General features: G+C 42.4%; 11 protein-coding genes. 6 read left to right on the top strand and 5 right to left on the bottom strand.

All coding sequences use genetic code 11. The features are described from left to right. Positions 1–29: 29 nt before the first annotated feature. Entirely contained in the window at positions 30–809 is a 780-nt protein-coding gene (locus H9628_RS06270) for an ADP-ribosylglycohydrolase family protein (protein ID WP_251833265.1), read from the bottom strand. 311 nt (positions 810–1,120) lie between these two features. Here H9628_RS06270 and H9628_RS06265 point away from each other — a divergent pair, with 311 nt between their 5' ends. Next, the gene (locus H9628_RS06265) at positions 1,121–3,568 is read left to right on the top strand and encodes an McrB family protein (protein ID WP_251833264.1); all 2,448 of its coding nucleotides are present in this window, start codon (positions 1,121–1,123) and stop codon (positions 3,566–3,568) included. 3 nt (positions 3,569–3,571) lie between these two features. After that, entirely contained in the window at positions 3,572–4,807 is a 1,236-nt protein-coding gene (locus H9628_RS06260) for an McrC family protein (RefSeq protein ID WP_251833263.1), read from the top strand. 7 nt (positions 4,808–4,814) lie between these two features. Here H9628_RS06260 and mnmE read toward each other — a convergent pair whose 3' ends face one another. Beyond that, positions 4,815–6,197 (bottom strand): tRNA uridine-5-carboxymethylaminomethyl(34) synthesis GTPase MnmE, encoded by a 1,383-nt coding sequence (gene mnmE / locus H9628_RS06255; RefSeq protein WP_251833262.1) that lies wholly within the window; start codon positions 6,195–6,197, stop codon positions 4,815–4,817. A 250-nt stretch (positions 6,198–6,447) separates the two neighbouring features. Between mnmE and H9628_RS06250 the strand changes: the two genes are divergently transcribed. Genes H9628_RS06250 through H9628_RS06235 form a run of 4 tightly spaced genes read left to right on the top strand, consistent with a single transcriptional unit; the run spans position 6,448 to position 9,909 of the window. After that, the gene (locus H9628_RS06250) at positions 6,448–6,780 is read left to right on the top strand and encodes a hypothetical protein (protein WP_251833261.1); all 333 of its coding nucleotides are present in this window, start codon (positions 6,448–6,450) and stop codon (positions 6,778–6,780) included. 19 nt (positions 6,781–6,799) lie between these two features. Next, positions 6,800–8,266 carry an MFS transporter gene (locus H9628_RS06245; RefSeq protein ID WP_251833260.1) on the top strand — a complete coding sequence of 489 codons (1,467 nt, stop codon included), beginning with the start codon at positions 6,800–6,802 and terminating at the stop codon, positions 8,264–8,266. Between the two features lie 23 nt (positions 8,267–8,289). After that, a complete protein-coding gene (locus H9628_RS06240) occupies positions 8,290–9,453 on the top strand; it encodes a M20 aminoacylase family protein (protein WP_251833259.1) in 1,164 nt (387 codons plus the stop codon). A 24-nt stretch (positions 9,454–9,477) separates the two neighbouring features. Then, the gene (locus H9628_RS06235; RefSeq protein WP_251833258.1) at positions 9,478–9,909 is read left to right on the top strand and encodes a phage tail protein; all 432 of its coding nucleotides are present in this window, start codon (positions 9,478–9,480) and stop codon (positions 9,907–9,909) included. Positions 9,910–9,958: 49 nt separating this feature from the next. On the opposite strand, the gene H9628_RS06230 is transcribed toward H9628_RS06235, so the two are convergent. From H9628_RS06230 to gyrA, 3 genes are all read right to left on the bottom strand, one after another. Then, complete coding sequence (locus H9628_RS06230) at positions 9,959–11,731, bottom strand: aminopeptidase P family protein (RefSeq protein WP_251833257.1); 1,773 nt, start codon at positions 11,729–11,731, stop codon at positions 9,959–9,961. A 144-nt stretch (positions 11,732–11,875) separates the two neighbouring features. Continuing rightward, on the bottom strand, positions 11,876–13,264 hold the full coding sequence (locus H9628_RS06225; RefSeq protein WP_251833256.1) for a tetratricopeptide repeat protein: 1,389 nt from the start codon (positions 13,262–13,264) through the stop codon (positions 11,876–11,878). Positions 13,265–13,290: 26 nt separating this feature from the next. Next, positions 13,291–15,942, bottom strand: a complete 2,652-nt coding sequence (gene gyrA, locus H9628_RS06220) for a DNA gyrase subunit A (RefSeq protein WP_251833255.1) — start codon at positions 15,940–15,942, stop codon at positions 13,291–13,293. Between the last annotated feature and the right edge of the window lie 9 nt (positions 15,943–15,951).

Genomic DNA, 15,951 nt, shown 5'->3' with positions numbered 1-15,951 from the left:
ACCCTTTAAAAATAGCAAAAAAACGGTGGCTAAGACAACCGTTTTTCAAATTCGAGCACTACTCTACGCAGTTCCGGTGATAGTTTATTAATTGAAAAATTCCGTATCTCATCCGGAATTCCGCCATAGAAAGCAGTCGCAATACCGCCGGTGATCGTTGCAATAGTGTCCGAATCGCCGCCGATCGAGATTGCATTGCGGATAGCATCTTCATAATCTGTACTGTCCAGAAACGCCACGATAGCCTGCGGTACAGATCCCTGGCAGGTCTCATCAAAACTGTAATTCTCACGGATTGTATCACAGGTAAAATTAAGGTCGTAACCAAAAAGCACGGTGATGAATTCTTGGATTTCCGAGCGGCTCTTTCCGCTTTTGGCCAGAAAGATTGCTGCGGCCACGGACTCTGCACCTTTCAATCCTTCCGGATGACTATGTGTGATTTCCGCTGTTTTATGTCCAAGATTGATTGCCTCGCGCAGTGTTTTTGCATAAAAACCCGCAGCACTGGCGCGCATCGCGGAGCCATTGCCGAAACTGTTGTACGTTTCAGCACAATCTGTGTAGATCCACCTGTTAAATAGACCGCCATACCCACGGTTCGGATAGCGGCGGCCATAGAATTTCAGCGTCGTAGCGAGATCCTTCCGGTTCATAATAGCATCCGCAACAGCCACCGTCATCACCGTATCGTCAGTGAATTTGCAGTCTTTATTAAGGAGCGTAAAATCTTTAGACTTGTAGTTTTTCCATTCGAACCGTGATCCGATAATGTCGCCGGCTATTGCGCCGATAATTGTGTTTTTCATATCAAATATTTTGAGCAAAGGTAGACTGCCGTAAGGGCCGATTGAAGTTTTGCAAGGTTGCAGCGGCTCGCAGGAGGCATAAAGATTCCTAAAAGGACAACGCTTTGAAAGAAGCATCTCTTTAAACGGGTAAAAAACATGTAAGGGTGTGTTTTATAAAAAATGATAAACAGACAGAAAAATGCAAAAACCATGATACCCTGTCGTCAGTTCGTCCCTATTAAGAATAATCGATATTGCTCAGGAATTATGAAAATTCATATAATAAAGCTAAATTTATACATTAACACAGCTAAGATCATATTGACCAAATGGTACAGAATTTAATTGAACGAACGTCCGAGTTGACTGAGAGATACATCGACATTCTAGAACAAACAGGTGACCCGAATGAAAACTACAAATATTTAGCAATCAATACGTTTCAAGATAATTGGAATCTCGAAAAAGAGGATTTCTATCAGATGTTCCGCGCTTCTTTCAGCAAAGTTTCGAATCTGCTATATCAAAACTCGTGGGGATTTATTGAAAAAGCAGCTTTACACTTTCCGACCGAAACAAAAGAAATGTTTCGAAATCTGTATGACGAAGAGGATGAGATTTCACTAAGGATAAAAACTTTTCAAGCTGAATCAGAAAGCATATTGTCTAAGGTCAGACAGGCATTAAACCGAACCAATATTAAAACTCAACAGGATGAAAGGACAATCTCGGTTTATCTGGCTTTCCGGTATCCTGAAAAATATATTTTGTACAAGGCAGATTATTATAAGGATCTTTGTAATTATCTTAATATTAAATCCCAAAAATCGGGACAGCGATTTCTGCATTTACAAGCGTTAGCAGGACAGATCATTAAGGAAAAGTTACTGGATGATGATTTCCTTAAATCCTATAGAAAATTCTATCAAAAACCTGCCTGGGATGATAAATATCTGATGATTCAGAATATTCTGTATGTCGTTTTCAGAGATTTGAAAGAGGCAGATTTAGTCAGTCTGCTGAAGGATTTTAATGTAAAAGATTTGCAGGAATATTATGGATTTTTAGATAAGATCATTGAAAATTTCGGGTTGCAACACAATGATCCACGACTTGTTTTTAATTTCCGAAAGAAATGGATTGCTTTTACCATAGGACAACGCTACATTTTCCGGGTTGGTGATAAAAAAAGTAAAGAAATGACTTTTGGTGTGATCGCCAGTGAAGCTATAACTCCCCACTACGAAGGGTATGAAGGGGAACTACTCGCCTACTGGAACAAATCTGATACTATTTTAGAGATTGCAAATCAGCAGAACAAGGTATTTGAGGCGATAGAAAAAGAACTTACGAAGACTCAAAATTCCGGATATTCAAAGTACAATAACGGTGATCTGGAACAAATGGCTTTTGATATCGATTTTAGAAATGAAATTCTCGGCAAGCTCCATAATCATCCTGCAGATAACGCACCTACGAAACCACACACTGAAGTAAAAATGCCATTGAACCAAATTTTGTACGGCGCGCCGGGAACGGGGAAAACGTACAACACAAAAAAAATAGCCGTTGAAATTATTAATGGTCAAAAAGAAAGGTCCCGAGAGGAAACAAATAGGGAATATGAAGACTTGATAAATGCAAAACAGATCGTATTCACCACATTTCACCAGAGTTTGAGCTATGAGGACTTTATTGAAGGGATAAAGCCCACTATGGACGAAAATGAAGAAGGAATAAAAACTGTTGCTTATGAAGTTAAAGAAGGCATTTTTAAGGAATTATGCAATATTGCAAATACAAATACAGCAAAGAATACATGTAACAATTTTGATGAAGTTTGGAATAGATTAATTGAGGAAGTAAAGAATAAAATTGCTCAAAATAAATTATTAAAAATTGGTTCATGGGAGTATGGTTTGTCCTCTAAAGATTCTCTTAAATATTCCTCCGTTAATTCTCCATCTCAATATACATTCACTATCACAAAACAAAATATTTTTGATACTTATCATGACAGGCAAGCAAGACCGTCAGGCGCTTTCCAGAAGGATATGAGAGATATCGTTGAGTATATGACAACTAATTTTAATTTAGAAAAGTATAAAGAAGCAAAAGACTATGTGCGATCTCATCGCCCTTTCGTCCTCATTATTGACGAAATCAACCGGGGAAATGTATCAGCCATATTCGGAGAATTAATCACATTAATTGAAGATAGTAAGCGCGCTGGAAATTCGGACGCTTTAGAAGTTACATTACCGTATAGTAAAGAGAAATTTTCTGTCCCAAATAATTTGTACATCATCGGCACAATGAACACCGCGGACCGAAGTGTAGAGGCGTTGGACACGGCATTGAGAAGGCGTTTTTCTTTTATTGAAATGCAGCCTAACCCTGAAATACTGATGGATTGTGAATATCGCGATGTGGATCTAAAGCTATTATTGCATACAATTAACCAACGCATTGAGATATTGATTGACAAAGACCACCAAATCGGTCATTCTTATTTTATAGGAGTCAAAAGTTTAGAAGATTTGAAAACCGTTTTTAAAGATAAAATCATTCCTCTTTTAGAAGAATATTTTTACGGAGATTTCGGGAAAATCGGTTTAGTGTTGGGAGGTAGGTTTATTTATCAAGACGAAAAGACGGCAGAATTCCCGAAAAACTTCACGTATGAACACGACTTTGCAGAAGATAAAAAAGTGTACCGTTTTACGACTTTTGAAAGCTGGAATGAAAAGACTTTTATTTCCGTTTACGAAGATTAAGGAATGAATAAAAAAAAATTCATACAGGTTTTTGAGTATCAAAAATTGCGATATGATGATTCGGGTAATTTCCGAAAACATCACTTTGACGCAATGGTAAAATTCAATGAACTGCATCAAAACAAATATTTTACGGTCATTCACAATGGGATACGTTTCGGAAGTTATGTAGGTGTAATTCAGATAGGTGGGTTAACCATTGAGATTCTTCCAAAGGCTGACAACAAAGAAGATGCAGATAAAAACCTGTGGCAGAATGTTTTGCTGAATATGCTGAAGGTCTGCAAACATATTCAGGTAGAATCTGTTTCCGAAACGCACCTTACGAAACGGTACCAGTCGATTCTGGATGTTTATTTTGAACTGTATTTAACCGAAGTGGAACGGCTGGTGAAGAAAGGTTTGGTGAAAAAATACCGAAAGAACCAGTCTAATAAAAATGCTCTGAAAGGTAAATTGCTTTTCGCTCAAAACATTCAGCAGAACCTGGTTCACAAGGAGCATTTTTTTTGTGAACATATGGTCTATGACAGAAACCATTTGCTGCATCAGATTTTGCTGAAAGGCTTATTGGTTTTAAAGACTTTCATAAGTGATTCACTTCAAGACAGATTAAACCGTGTACTTTTTGAATTTCAGGAATTTGAAAATATTAAAATTCAAAAACAGCATTTTGACAGAGTAATCATTGACAGAAAAACTCACGATTATCAAAAAGCATTTGATATTGCCAAAATCATCATTCTGAATTACTCGCCAAGTCTAAAGTATGGAAACGAAAATCTGTTGACGCTTTTATTCGATATGAATACATTGTGGGAAGAATATATCTTCCGAATCTTACAAAAGCACAAAAAAGATGAAATTGAAATCTCGTTTCAAAATTCCGACAGGTTTTGGGAAAACAAGCGCATCCGTCCTGACATCATTTTAAAAACAGCACATGAAACTTTCGTAATCGACACCAAATGGAAAATAATAGGATCCAATAATCCTTCGGACGAGGACCTGAAACAAATGTTCGTGTACAATCTCCACTGGAAAGCCGAAAAATCCTTGCTGCTTTACCCGAAAACCAATCAAACAGACAGCGATTTCGGCAACTTTCATTTTGACAACTTAGGGAAAAAATGCAAACTCGGATTTATTGATATCACCGATAAGACATCCATTAAAAACGGTAAAATAGTGGCAAATGAAGTTTTGGATAAACTGATTTACGAGTCACAAATTGATTAAGCAAATTTTATTTCCCGATACAAAACTTCGAAAAAATATTTCCAAGCACTTCATCATTGGTGAATTCACCGGAGATTTCGCCGAGGTATTCCAGTGCGTTGCGCAATTCGTAAGCCAGAAGTTCTGTTGTAATTTTTTCAGTAACCGCATCCTCCACTGCCTTTACTGCCTGAAGCGACTTCTGCAAAGCTTCGAAGTGGCGCTGGTTCGTGATGACCACATTTTCGTCAGTTTTTAAGCTTTCGACAAAGTGAGTAAGTGAATTTTTAAGCTCGTCCAGATTAACATTTTCCTTAGCCGAAATTTCAAGGAATTTTAAGCTCTGCTGGCCGGTTTCCGCTTTAATTTTCTCTTCAAATGAATGTGTGGCTGCCGAGTTTTTGTCCATTTTTGTAAAGCAGATGACGGTCTCCAAATCATCACGCAACAGGCTTTTCAGCATCGCGATATCTTCAGAAATGTCGGTTGAAGCTGCATCGATTAAGTAAATAAGGATATCAGCTTTGTCAGATTTCTCTTTGGCCTTTTCTACCCCAATTTTCTCGATTTCATCTGTAGTTTCACGCAAACCCGCCGTGTCAATAAGTCTGAACGCATTTCCTTTTATATGAATCACTTCCTCGATCGTGTCCCGCGTCGTTCCGGCAATGTCGCTTACAATCGCGCGTTCTTCTTTTAAAAGTGCGTTCAGCAGCGTAGATTTTCCCGCATTCGGTTTCCCGAGAATGGCGACCGCTACCCCATTTTTGAGCGCATTTCCGTACGTGAAACTTTCAATCAGGGATTTTAGTTTTAATTCGATTTTATTCAGCAGCGCCGTCAGCGCCGTGCGGTCTGCAAATTCTACGTCTTCCTCAGCGAAATCGAGTTCAAGTTCTACCAACGAAACAAAATTCAGCAAATCGGTTCTCAAAATGGAAATCTCATCCGTGATGCCGCCCTTAAGCTGTTTGAGAGCGACTTTTCGCGAAGCTTCGTTTTCAGACGCAATAAGGTCTGCAATAGATTCGGCCTGGCTAAGATCAATCCGTCCGTTCATGAAGGCGCGCATGGTGAATTCTCCGGCTTTAGCCATCCGCGCACCGTTTTTGAGCAGAACTTCAAGGATTTTTTTACCGATGAAAGGCGAACCGTGGTAGGAAATCTCAACGGAATTTTCTGTGGTAAACGTTTTCGGTGCCAAAAAAACCGAAACCATCACTTCATCGATACTTTCACTGCCATCTTTTATAAATCCGTAATGAACGGTGTGCGATTTCACTTTTTCCAGATTTTTACCTTCGAAAACCCTGTTAGTTATTTCCACCGCGTCATCGCCCGAAAGCCTGATGATGCCGAGTGCGCCCATACCGTTCGCTGTCGCGATCGCACAAATCGTGTCTTGCTTCATACCGCAAATTTACGGATTTGGTTTGAGTAGCTAAAAGTTTAAAGTTTTAAGGAAAAGAGACTACGAACCGCCGTAACCCAACGGTAGGTTTTCGTGAGACCGTTCAGGAATCAACTTATATCATTCTTAGCTTAAGATATTGTTAATTTTTATATAAATAATTAAATCCACCACTTCCGATTTACATTAAAAGACGTAATTTCATATTGGTATTGAGCAGTTTACAGCCTCTCATCAAAATCTGAATTTTATGGAAAATCCAATACAGGGCACCGACCGGATACTTACCGGTTTCATTCAGGCAGTGCTAACGTTCTACCTTTTCGTCAATTCGATTCTCAATATTGCGCCGCTCGTGAACCGAGATCTCGGTATCGGTGCCAGCTCAATAAATATTGCGGTGTCCCCAGTTGCACTTTTTCAGAAATTCTCGTTGTGGTTTTCGGCGGAATGGCGATCAGACGAGCCGCGCAAAAATTCTCAGAACAAATCTCTGTCTCAATACAATCGGCTGAACTTTCAGGTGCTGTCAGCGCCCACTGCCCGCAATAAAACACCTGAGAACGGTGGTAAATTTAAATAAGACTTTAAACTAAACTAGCATGGAAAATTCAAATCAAGTTCACACCTTCCGCGGTAATGACCGCCTGCTGTACGGCATTATACTCGGCGTCCTGGCATTCTGGCTTTTTGCGCAAACAACGCTCAACATTAACGTCGGGATGGCAAAAGACCTCGGAATGGAACAAAACGCAATGAACATCGCGGTCTCCATCACTTCATTATTCTCCGGGATCTTTATCGTTGTATTCGGCGGTTTGGCAGACCGCGTCGGACGCGTCAAGATGATCCAGATCGGTTTTATTTTCAGTATTATCGGTTCAGCACTGGTGGCACTCACGCCCGCAGGTTCTTTGGCAACTCCGGTTCTGATGACCGGAAGGATCTTCCAGGGTCTTTCGGGCGCAGCGATTATGCCGGCGAGTTTAGCCCTCGTGAAAGCGTACTGGGACGGCGCGGCAAGACAACGGGCAGTGAGCTTATGGTCAATTGGTTCGTGGGGAGGTTCAGGCTTCTGTGCATTATTTGGCGGATTGGTTGCCTCTAACCTTGGCTGGCGCTATATTTTCTGGGCCACAGTAGTGATTTCTATAATTGGATTTTTAATGGTAAAAGGTACGCCCGAAAGTAAAGGCGAACCCAAACCCGGCTATAAATTTGATCTTGCAGGCATCGTTACATTTATGATTTCCATCATCGCGCTGCAGATTTTGCTGAGCAAGGGAAGTGATTTTGGCTGGACAAGCCTGTTATCGCTAGGTCTTCTAGCTGGTTTCGTGATTTTTGGTTTGATTTTCTACAAAATTGAAAGCGGTAACGGTAATGCATTTGTAGATTTTAAATTATTTAAGAATTCAATTTACACTGGCGCCACCATATCAAATTTCCTGCTTAACGCCACAGCCGGCATCCTGATTGTTTCGCTTTCGCTTGTACAGCTCGGCGCGGGATTAAGCTCCCAGGAATCTGGCTTGCTGACATTGGGATACGCGATCGCAATAGTAGCGTTCATACGTGTTGGCGAAAAGCTTCTGCAAAAATTTGGGGCACGCAAACCTATGATTTGGGGTTCCTTGATTGTCGGATTATCAATCATTTTGCTGATGCAGACACAGGTTATGACGGAGACCTATAAGATTCTGGCGATCATCGCCTACACCCTTTTTGGCCTTGGTCTGGCCTTCTACGCAACACCCTCGACAGATGCTGCTCTTTCTAACCTTCCTGATGACCAGGCAGGTGCAGGTTCCGGGATTTATAAAATGGCTTCCTCACTTGGCGTGGCCTTAGGCGTGGCTGTCTCTGCCGCCGTATTTACGGCTTTAAGTGGCCAAACCGGCCCTATCGAATGGATGGACGGATTGATTAACTTCGCTGGACGCCAGGATAATCTGGCACTTCGGCAGGGCGCATTGGTTGCTTTGGGACTTAATTTATTGATGGTAATTCTGGCCATTATATCAATCCTGATGACCGTTCCAAAACATGTGAAAACCAATAACAATTAATTAAAATATTTAAAATCAATAAAATGGAAACAGCTGTTTTAGACAGAATAAAAGAGGGAAAAGAAATGCTTACCTCATGGATGAACCACATGCACCAGACACCTGAACTGGCGATGACTGAAACCAATACATCAAAATTTATTGTCGAAAGACTTCGCGAAATCGGTGGTTGGGAGATTGCTGAAGGCATCGGGAAAACCGGGATCGTAGCTTCAATGACAGTGGGTAATGGATCAAAATCAATTGGATTACGGGCAGATTTCGATGCGCTCCCAATCGAGGAAACCAATGAATTGCCTTATAAAAGCACCATCCCGGGCAAAGCGCATCTTTGCGGACACGACGGGCACACGACCATGCTTTTAGGAGCAGCCAAATATTTAGCCGAAACTAAAAATTTCAGCGGTACCGTACGCCTTATCTTTCAGCCCGGTGAAGAAACAATGGAGGGTGCGCCTGCCATGATTGCGAACGGGCTTTTCGAAAGCTTTCCCGTGGACGCGGTATTCGGGATGCACAACATGCCCGGATTGGAGCTGGGTAAATTCTATTTCAACACAGGAAAATTCATGGCTGCGGTAGACAACTGGGAAATCGAGATTACGGGGAAAGGCAGCCACGGCTCGATGCCTGAACTCGGTATTGACCCGATCGTGTGTGGTTCATCGCTCGTGTTGGCGCTTCAAACCATCGTTTCCAGAAATCTTTCGCCCTGGCATAATTCCGTAGTGAATGTCGGCTCCTTTCAATCGGGAATTGCCGGTAATGCCGTTCCGCAGAAGGCTGTGCTTCGGCTAAGTATACGAAATATGGATCCACAAGACCGTAAAATGGTGCTTGATAAGGTGAGGAAGATCACAAAAGCCCAGGCCGAATCTTTTAACTGTGAAGTGGAAATCCGCGAAGGTATTCCCGGAACTGTGCTGGTAAATGCTGAGGAAGAAACGCATTGGGCTGCCGAAGTGGCGAAAAAGACTTTTGGCGCAGAAAATGTGATTACAGATGCCCATCCGTACATGGGAAGTGAAGATTTCGCCTTTATGCTTGAAAAGAAAAAAGGAAACTACTGCATGGTCGGGAACGGTGACACCTATATGGTACATCATCCACAGTATGTTTTTGACCAGCAATTGCTGCCAGTGGGCGCGCGCTACTGGGTGGCGCTGGTGGAGAATTATCTTCAGTAAAAAAATTCAACCAAAACTAATACCATGGCTCCTCTAAAAACAATCAACCGCTATCACTTCCTTGCTGAATGGGGTGGCAACCGCGTCGAATTCACTGAAATTAGCGGCCTCGAAATTTACATTGATGTCGTAAATATGCGAAATGGAAGTTCGCCGGAAAATTCAGAATTAAAGATTCCAGGCCTCACAAAGTTCGCCGATGTCGTACTCAAACGGAATATCGTGCAGGGTGACCAGCAGTTCTACGACTGGATCAGGACAAACAGCTTCGGTAATGTGGAACGGCGCGACGTCACCATCCGATTGCTCGATTACCAACATCAGCCCGTGATGACGTGGCGCCTGCGAAATGCTTTTCCCTCACGCTATATCGGGCCAGTGCTGATGTCCGGCGACAGCCATTTGGCTACGGAAAGTCTGGTTCTTTCACACGACGGACTAGACCTGATGAAATAAAAAAGCGGCTGCAAATCAATCTGCAGCCGCTTCTATTTAATTTAAATATTTACAGTGGTTTCACCTGTTCAAGGAACCAGGCTTTTACTTCTCCTTCCAAATCTTTTTCAAGTTTTTCACGGCACCAATCGTGGTATTCGTTCAACCACATTTTTTCAGGTTCCGTAAGCAAATCTACTTCGATTACGTTGCGGTCAAACGGACAAACCGTCAAAGTCTCAAACGCATAGAAAGTTCCGAAATCGGTTTTTTCAACTTCCTGGACCGCGATGAGGTTTTCATGGCGTATGCCGTAATGATTTTCGTAGTAAAATCCGGGTTCGTTAGACAGCACCATTCCCGGGATTAAATCCTGAAAATTCATGTCTTTTCTAATATTTTGCGGACCTTCATGTACGTTCATAAAACTACCCACGCCGTGTCCGGTACCATGATTATAGTCCTTCCCGTCCATCCACAGCGCGAGACGCGCAAAAGCATCAAGTTGAACGCCGCGCGTACCTTTCGGGAATTTAACCATGGACAACTGGATCAAACCTTTTAAAGCTAATGTTGAATTTCGCTTAAATTCGTCAGAAGCAGTTCCGAGTGCAAATGTTCGCGTGATATCGGTGGTTCCCTCAAGGTACTGTCCGCCGGAATCAACCAGAATTGTGTCTTCATTAGTAACTTCTTTGCTGCCCTCTTTGGGTGCCGAATAGTGCATGATGGCGCCGTTTTCTTTAAACCCGACAATACTGCCGAAACTTTCTCCGACGAAATTTTCACCTTCCGCACGGAAACCGCGGAGTTTTTCACCGATGGAATACTCATTCATGGCTTCTTTTCCGGCTGTGTGGGTAAGCCAATACAGGAATTTCACCATAGCCACGCCGTCACGCTGCATCACCGTGCGGAAACCTTCGAGTTCGGTCTCATTTTTAATGGCTTTCATCAGATTGCCCGGAACCGGAGCTTTAATGAAAGTATTGTTGTTTTTCAACGCTTCGAAAACCGACTGGTTGCTGTTAGGTGAAATAAGAATCTTCTGCTCGTTTATTTCATTCAGATAACCGAAAAATCCATCATAATCCATCACTTTTACCGATGATTCCTGCATTTGCTGAATTGCGTTATCATCAAGTTTTTCCTGATCAATGAATAAGACAGCATCATCTATCGAAAGAACGATATAACCTAAAAATACAGGATTCGACTGTACATCGCTGCCGCGCAGATTAAGGGTCCACGCCACATCATCAAGACTTGAAATGATGTGCAGCGAAGCGTTCATTTCTTTCATTTTCGAACGTATATCACTGAGTTTTTCCTTCACAGATTTGCCCGCTCGCTCAACAGGATGTACGAATACAGGGTTTTTCTTCTTATTTTGGGATCTTTCGAGCCATACTTCTTTAAGCAAAGGCAGATCTACAAGCGTAATATTTTTTGCAGCCAGTTTTTGCTCCAAAGTTTCCCAGTTGGTGTTGGATGTGGCGAGTGCGTTTACGGCGACTTTACCATTTTCGGGCGTTTGCGAAATGATCCAATCAATATAATTCGGTGTAGACTCCTCACCTTCTTTCATCAGTACGATTCCTGAACCTTCAAGTTCTTTCGGCGCCTGTACAAAATAGCGCCCATCTGTCCAGAGACCTGCTTTTTCCCGCGTAACAACCACGAAACCTGCCGAACCCGTAAAACCCGAAAGCCACGAACGCTCCTGCCACTCATCAGGTAAATATTCGCTCATGTGCGGATCCGCAGAATAGACGATGAAAGCATCAACATTATTTTCAAGCATTTTCCGGCGCAGCGCCGCTATTTTTTCAGATGAAGTCATATTTAAAATATTTTAATGTGAATGTACGAAGAAATGGGATTTTAGAAAACCTAAAAGACCTAAAAATCGCTTCTCAGTAGTTTTAGAATAAAAAAAGCACCGGATATTTCCGATGCTTCTGTGTTGGTCTAATATTAATTCCAATTATTTTCCTGCAGCCTGCATGGCGGCTTCTTTTGCTTTGAATTCCTGGAATTTCGCTTCTTTTTTGTTTGACATGTACAAACCTTTAAGCAAGCTTACAGCATCAAGGCTTTGCTGGTCGTTCTCGTACCATTTTTCAGCATAAGGCAGCGCGGCAGCAAGGCGTGCACGTCTGGCTTCGATAATTTTGTTTGCCTGCTCGGTTTTACCGGCTTTGCGGGCAGCATTGTAATCATCGATAGCTTTCGCATCATCACCCATCGTAAGATAGGTAAGGTTTTGCCAAGCCTGCGCAAAATCTGGTTTTAACTCAACAGCTCTCTTGTAAGATGCTTCCGCATCAGCTGTGGTAGCTGGATCTTTACTTTGAAGGACACCGAGGTTATACCAGTTGTTTGCATCGTTGGGGTTTTTCTGAGTCAGGACCTTCAAGTTGGCTACAAACTCATCCATCTTACCGGATTTGTAATAAGCCGTTCCCTGAAGTTCTGTGAGTTTTGCGCTAGACGGGAACTTTTTGATACCTGCTTCAATCAGTTTCAAAGCTTCGTCGGTTCTGCCAGCCTCCACTAGAAGTGCAGCATTGGTCTCATACAGCTCCAGTTCGATACTTGGCGATGTATGGGTTTTAAAATCAGAATATTCTGACGTCGCACCCAGTTTTTTGTTGAGATCCCAGGTTACTTTATCCATTGGTTCCAACTCACCTGTTTTCTTATTTGTCGCAGAGTAAGTCGTCTGAACACCTGTAAAGCCAGATTGGATAAGATCGCTGTAAATATCGATCGCTTCCGTTTTCTTGTCAGCTAATGCATAATTAAGCGCTGAATAATACAGATATTGCTTGTTATCCTGTCCACCTGCTTTGAGTAAATCGTATACTTCTTTGAACTTCGGAGCGGCAGTAGCATAATTCTTTGCCGAATATGCATCCATCGCTGTTTTATTGGCTTTCTCGATCATCGGATTGATTGTATTTCCGATTTTCGAACTTAATGTAGGGGTGTAAGTTTCTTCTTTCAAACCCTGGATACCGGATTTGTCAGCTTCAGCTTTACCAACAAAATAAACACGGTTTTTCGAATTGTCACGACCTGTGTAAATCTTATTTTTACCCAAATCGCTCATTTTAGCTAAATAAGCTGCTCCTTCAGAATTTTTTCCGGCTTTCAGCAAAGACAAACCTTTAGCATAATAGTACTGCTCTAAAAGTGCAGGCTCCAGCAGATAAGTTTTGTCGCCAATCACAGACTCTGCAGCAGAAATCTGCGACTGCGCCGCTGCCAGGTCACCAGCATCTACAGCCTTCACAGCTGCAGCAACTTCTTTTTTCTGTGCGAATGCAAAGGCTGTAGAAACCACTGCAATGCTTAAAAATATTTTTCTCATTAAAGTAAAATTAAAAATTAGTATTCTTAATCCGCGCTGTCAACATCATCCTGTGATTCGCGGTTCTGTTTTTCTTCATCTTCCTCGATTTTTTTCAGCGTTTTTTCATCACCTAAATTGGTGAATGCATTATCTCCGGTTTTTGGAGTCTCGCTGAATTCGGGAAGGTCACTGGTTACGGAAGCAGGAAGTTCACCGGTGGTTTCTTCCGTTTCATCCTCTACATCGTCATCTTTTTCCACTTTTGCGATGGCTGCAATAGAATCATTCCCTTTAAGGTTAATCACTTTTACACCCTGCGTATTTCTACCCATAACGCGAAGTTCGGTCATGCTCATACGAATGGCAACACCAGATTTATTGATGATCATCAGGTCATCTTCATCAGTCACATTCTGAATCGCGATCAGTTCACCGGTTTTTTCGGTGATGTTCAGCGTAATCACACCTTTCCCACCGCGATTGGTGATCCTGTAATCTTCAACGGCTGTACGCTTGCCATAACCTTTCTCGGAAACTACCAGAACGGTCTCATTTTCAACGTCATTGACAACTATCATACCAATAACTTCGTCATTATCTTCAAGTGAGATACCCCGAACACCGATGGAACCACGGCCGACGGCACGAGCCTTCTCTTCAGGGAATCTGATACATTTACCATTTTTCGTAGCAATCATGATTTCAGAATCACCTTCCGTAAGTCTTGCGCCTAACAGTTGGTCATCTTCACGGATCTCGATCGCATTTACACCATTAGTTCTTGGGCGGGAATAGGCTTCAAGCGACGTTTTCTTTATGGTACCGTTCTTCGTAATCATCACCACATTCATGCGGTTTACATATTCGGTATTTTTCAAATCATCTGTTCTGATGTAAGCTTTGATCTTGTCATCAGGCTCGATATTGATGAGATTCTGTACAGCGCGTCCTTTTGAAGTTTTAGATCCTTCCGGAATTTCAAATACACGCAGCCAGTAACATTTACCTTTTTCAGTAAAGAAAAGCATGTACTGGTGATTCGTAGCAGCTACGATATACTCGAGGAAATCTTCGTCACGTGTTGTCGCGGCGCGGTTTCCTACTCCTCCACGGCTCTGAACCTTATATTCTGAAAGTGACGTACGTTTGATATAACCTGCATGCGAAATGGTAAGTACTACCTTTTCATCCGGAATAAGGTCCTCAATTGACATCTCACCACCGGAATAATCGATTTCAGAACGGCGGTCATCACCGTACTTATCTTTCATCTCCAACATTTCATTTTTAATGATTTCAAAGCGACGCTCTACTTTTGCGAGGATGTCTTCCAAATCATTAATATAATTCATGATCTCTTCATACTCAGCGCGGATTTTATCGAGTTCCATACCCGTAAGCCGCGCAAGTCTTAGATCAAGTATTGCCTGTGCCTGAACTTCTGACAGGTCGAATTCCTTCATCAAACCTTCTTTCGCCTCCGCGGGATTCGTACTGTGACGGATGATGTGGATCGCCTTATCAAGGTCATCCTGCGTTCCGATCACTTTCATGAAACCTTCAAGGATATGGGCGCGTTCTCTGGCTTTCTTCAGCTCATATTCCGTTCTGCGGATCACTACTTCATGTCGGTGATCTACAAAATGATGAATGATATCTTTAAGGTTAAGCTGTTCCGGACGGCCTTTTACCAGTGCGATATTGTTTACACTGAAAGACGTCTGAAGCGAAGTGTACTTATAAAGCATATTTAGTACAACATTCGGAATCGCATCGTTTTTAAGTTCGTAGACAATTCTAAGACCCTGACGGTCAGATTCGTCACGAATTTCGTAGATGCCCGGAATTTTTTCCTCTTTTACGAGTTCAGCGGTGCGCGCGATCATCTCAGCTTTGTTGACCTGATATGGAATCTCAGTCACGATGATTGCATTTCGGTTGCCAACCTCTTCAAAATTTATTTTCGCGCGAAGCACTATTCTGCCTCGGCCTGTATGGAAAGCGTCACGTACCCCATCATACCCATAAATGATCCCCCCAGTAGGAAAATCGGGCGCGATGATGTGCTTCATCAGCTCATCTATCGTGATCTCATTATTATCGATATATGCGACGATGGCATCTATACTTTCCGAAAGGTTGTGCGGCGCCATATTGGTCGCCATCCCCACTGCAATACCCGAGGTTCCGTTTACCAAAAGATTTGGGATCTTCGTCGGCATTACGGTAGGTTCCGTGAGCGAATCATCAAAGTTATTCTGGAAATCAACGGTATCCTTATCCAAATCTGCGAGGATCTCATCCGAAATCTTCTTAAGCTTGGCTTCAGTATATCGCATCGCTGCAGGCGGGTCACCGTCCATTGAACCAAAGTTACCCTGCCCGTCTACCTGCGGATAACGCAAGCTCCACGGCTGGGCCATACGTACCATAGCATCATAAACCGAGGAATCGCCGTGCGGGTGATATTTACCCAAAACGTCTCCTACGATTCTGGCAGACTTAAGATGTTTTCGGTTGGAAAAAACGCCGAGCCCGTACATACCGTACAAAACCCTTCTGTGAACCGGTTTCAGACCGTCTCTTACATCGGGCAACGCTCTGGATACAATTACCGACATCGAATAATCGATGTAAGAGGACTTCATTTCATCAACAATATTGATGGGAATTAACCTTTCTCCTTCTTTTTGCATAATTTTTAT

Origin of the sequence: Kaistella pullorum, assembly GCF_014837035.1 — a bacterium.
Classification (GTDB): Bacteria; Bacteroidota; Bacteroidia; order Flavobacteriales; family Weeksellaceae; genus Kaistella; species Kaistella rhinocerotis.
Note: the sequence above shows the minus strand (reverse complement) of the source record. Positions and strands in the feature narration are given on the sequence as shown.

Coding starts and splice junctions, on each gene's coding strand:
- H9628_RS06270 (WP_251833265.1), bottom strand. CDS start 809: ATGAAAAACACAATTATCGGCGCAATAGCCGGCGACATTATCGGATCA.
- H9628_RS06265 (WP_251833264.1), top strand. CDS start 1,121: ATGGTACAGAATTTAATTGAACGAACGTCCGAGTTGACTGAGAGATAC.
- H9628_RS06260 (WP_251833263.1), top strand. CDS start 3,572: ATGAATAAAAAAAAATTCATACAGGTTTTTGAGTATCAAAAATTGCGA.
- mnmE (WP_251833262.1), bottom strand. CDS start 6,197: ATGAAGCAAGACACGATTTGTGCGATCGCGACAGCGAACGGTATGGGC.
- H9628_RS06250 (WP_251833261.1), top strand. CDS start 6,448: ATGGAAAATCCAATACAGGGCACCGACCGGATACTTACCGGTTTCATT.
- H9628_RS06245 (WP_251833260.1), top strand. CDS start 6,800: ATGGAAAATTCAAATCAAGTTCACACCTTCCGCGGTAATGACCGCCTG.
- H9628_RS06240 (WP_251833259.1), top strand. CDS start 8,290: ATGGAAACAGCTGTTTTAGACAGAATAAAAGAGGGAAAAGAAATGCTT.
- H9628_RS06235 (WP_251833258.1), top strand. CDS start 9,478: ATGGCTCCTCTAAAAACAATCAACCGCTATCACTTCCTTGCTGAATGG.
- H9628_RS06230 (WP_251833257.1), bottom strand. CDS start 11,731: ATGACTTCATCTGAAAAAATAGCGGCGCTGCGCCGGAAAATGCTTGAA.
- H9628_RS06225 (WP_251833256.1), bottom strand. CDS start 13,264: ATGAGAAAAATATTTTTAAGCATTGCAGTGGTTTCTACAGCCTTTGCA.
- gyrA (WP_251833255.1), bottom strand. CDS start 15,942: ATGCAAAAAGAAGGAGAAAGGTTAATTCCCATCAATATTGTTGATGAA.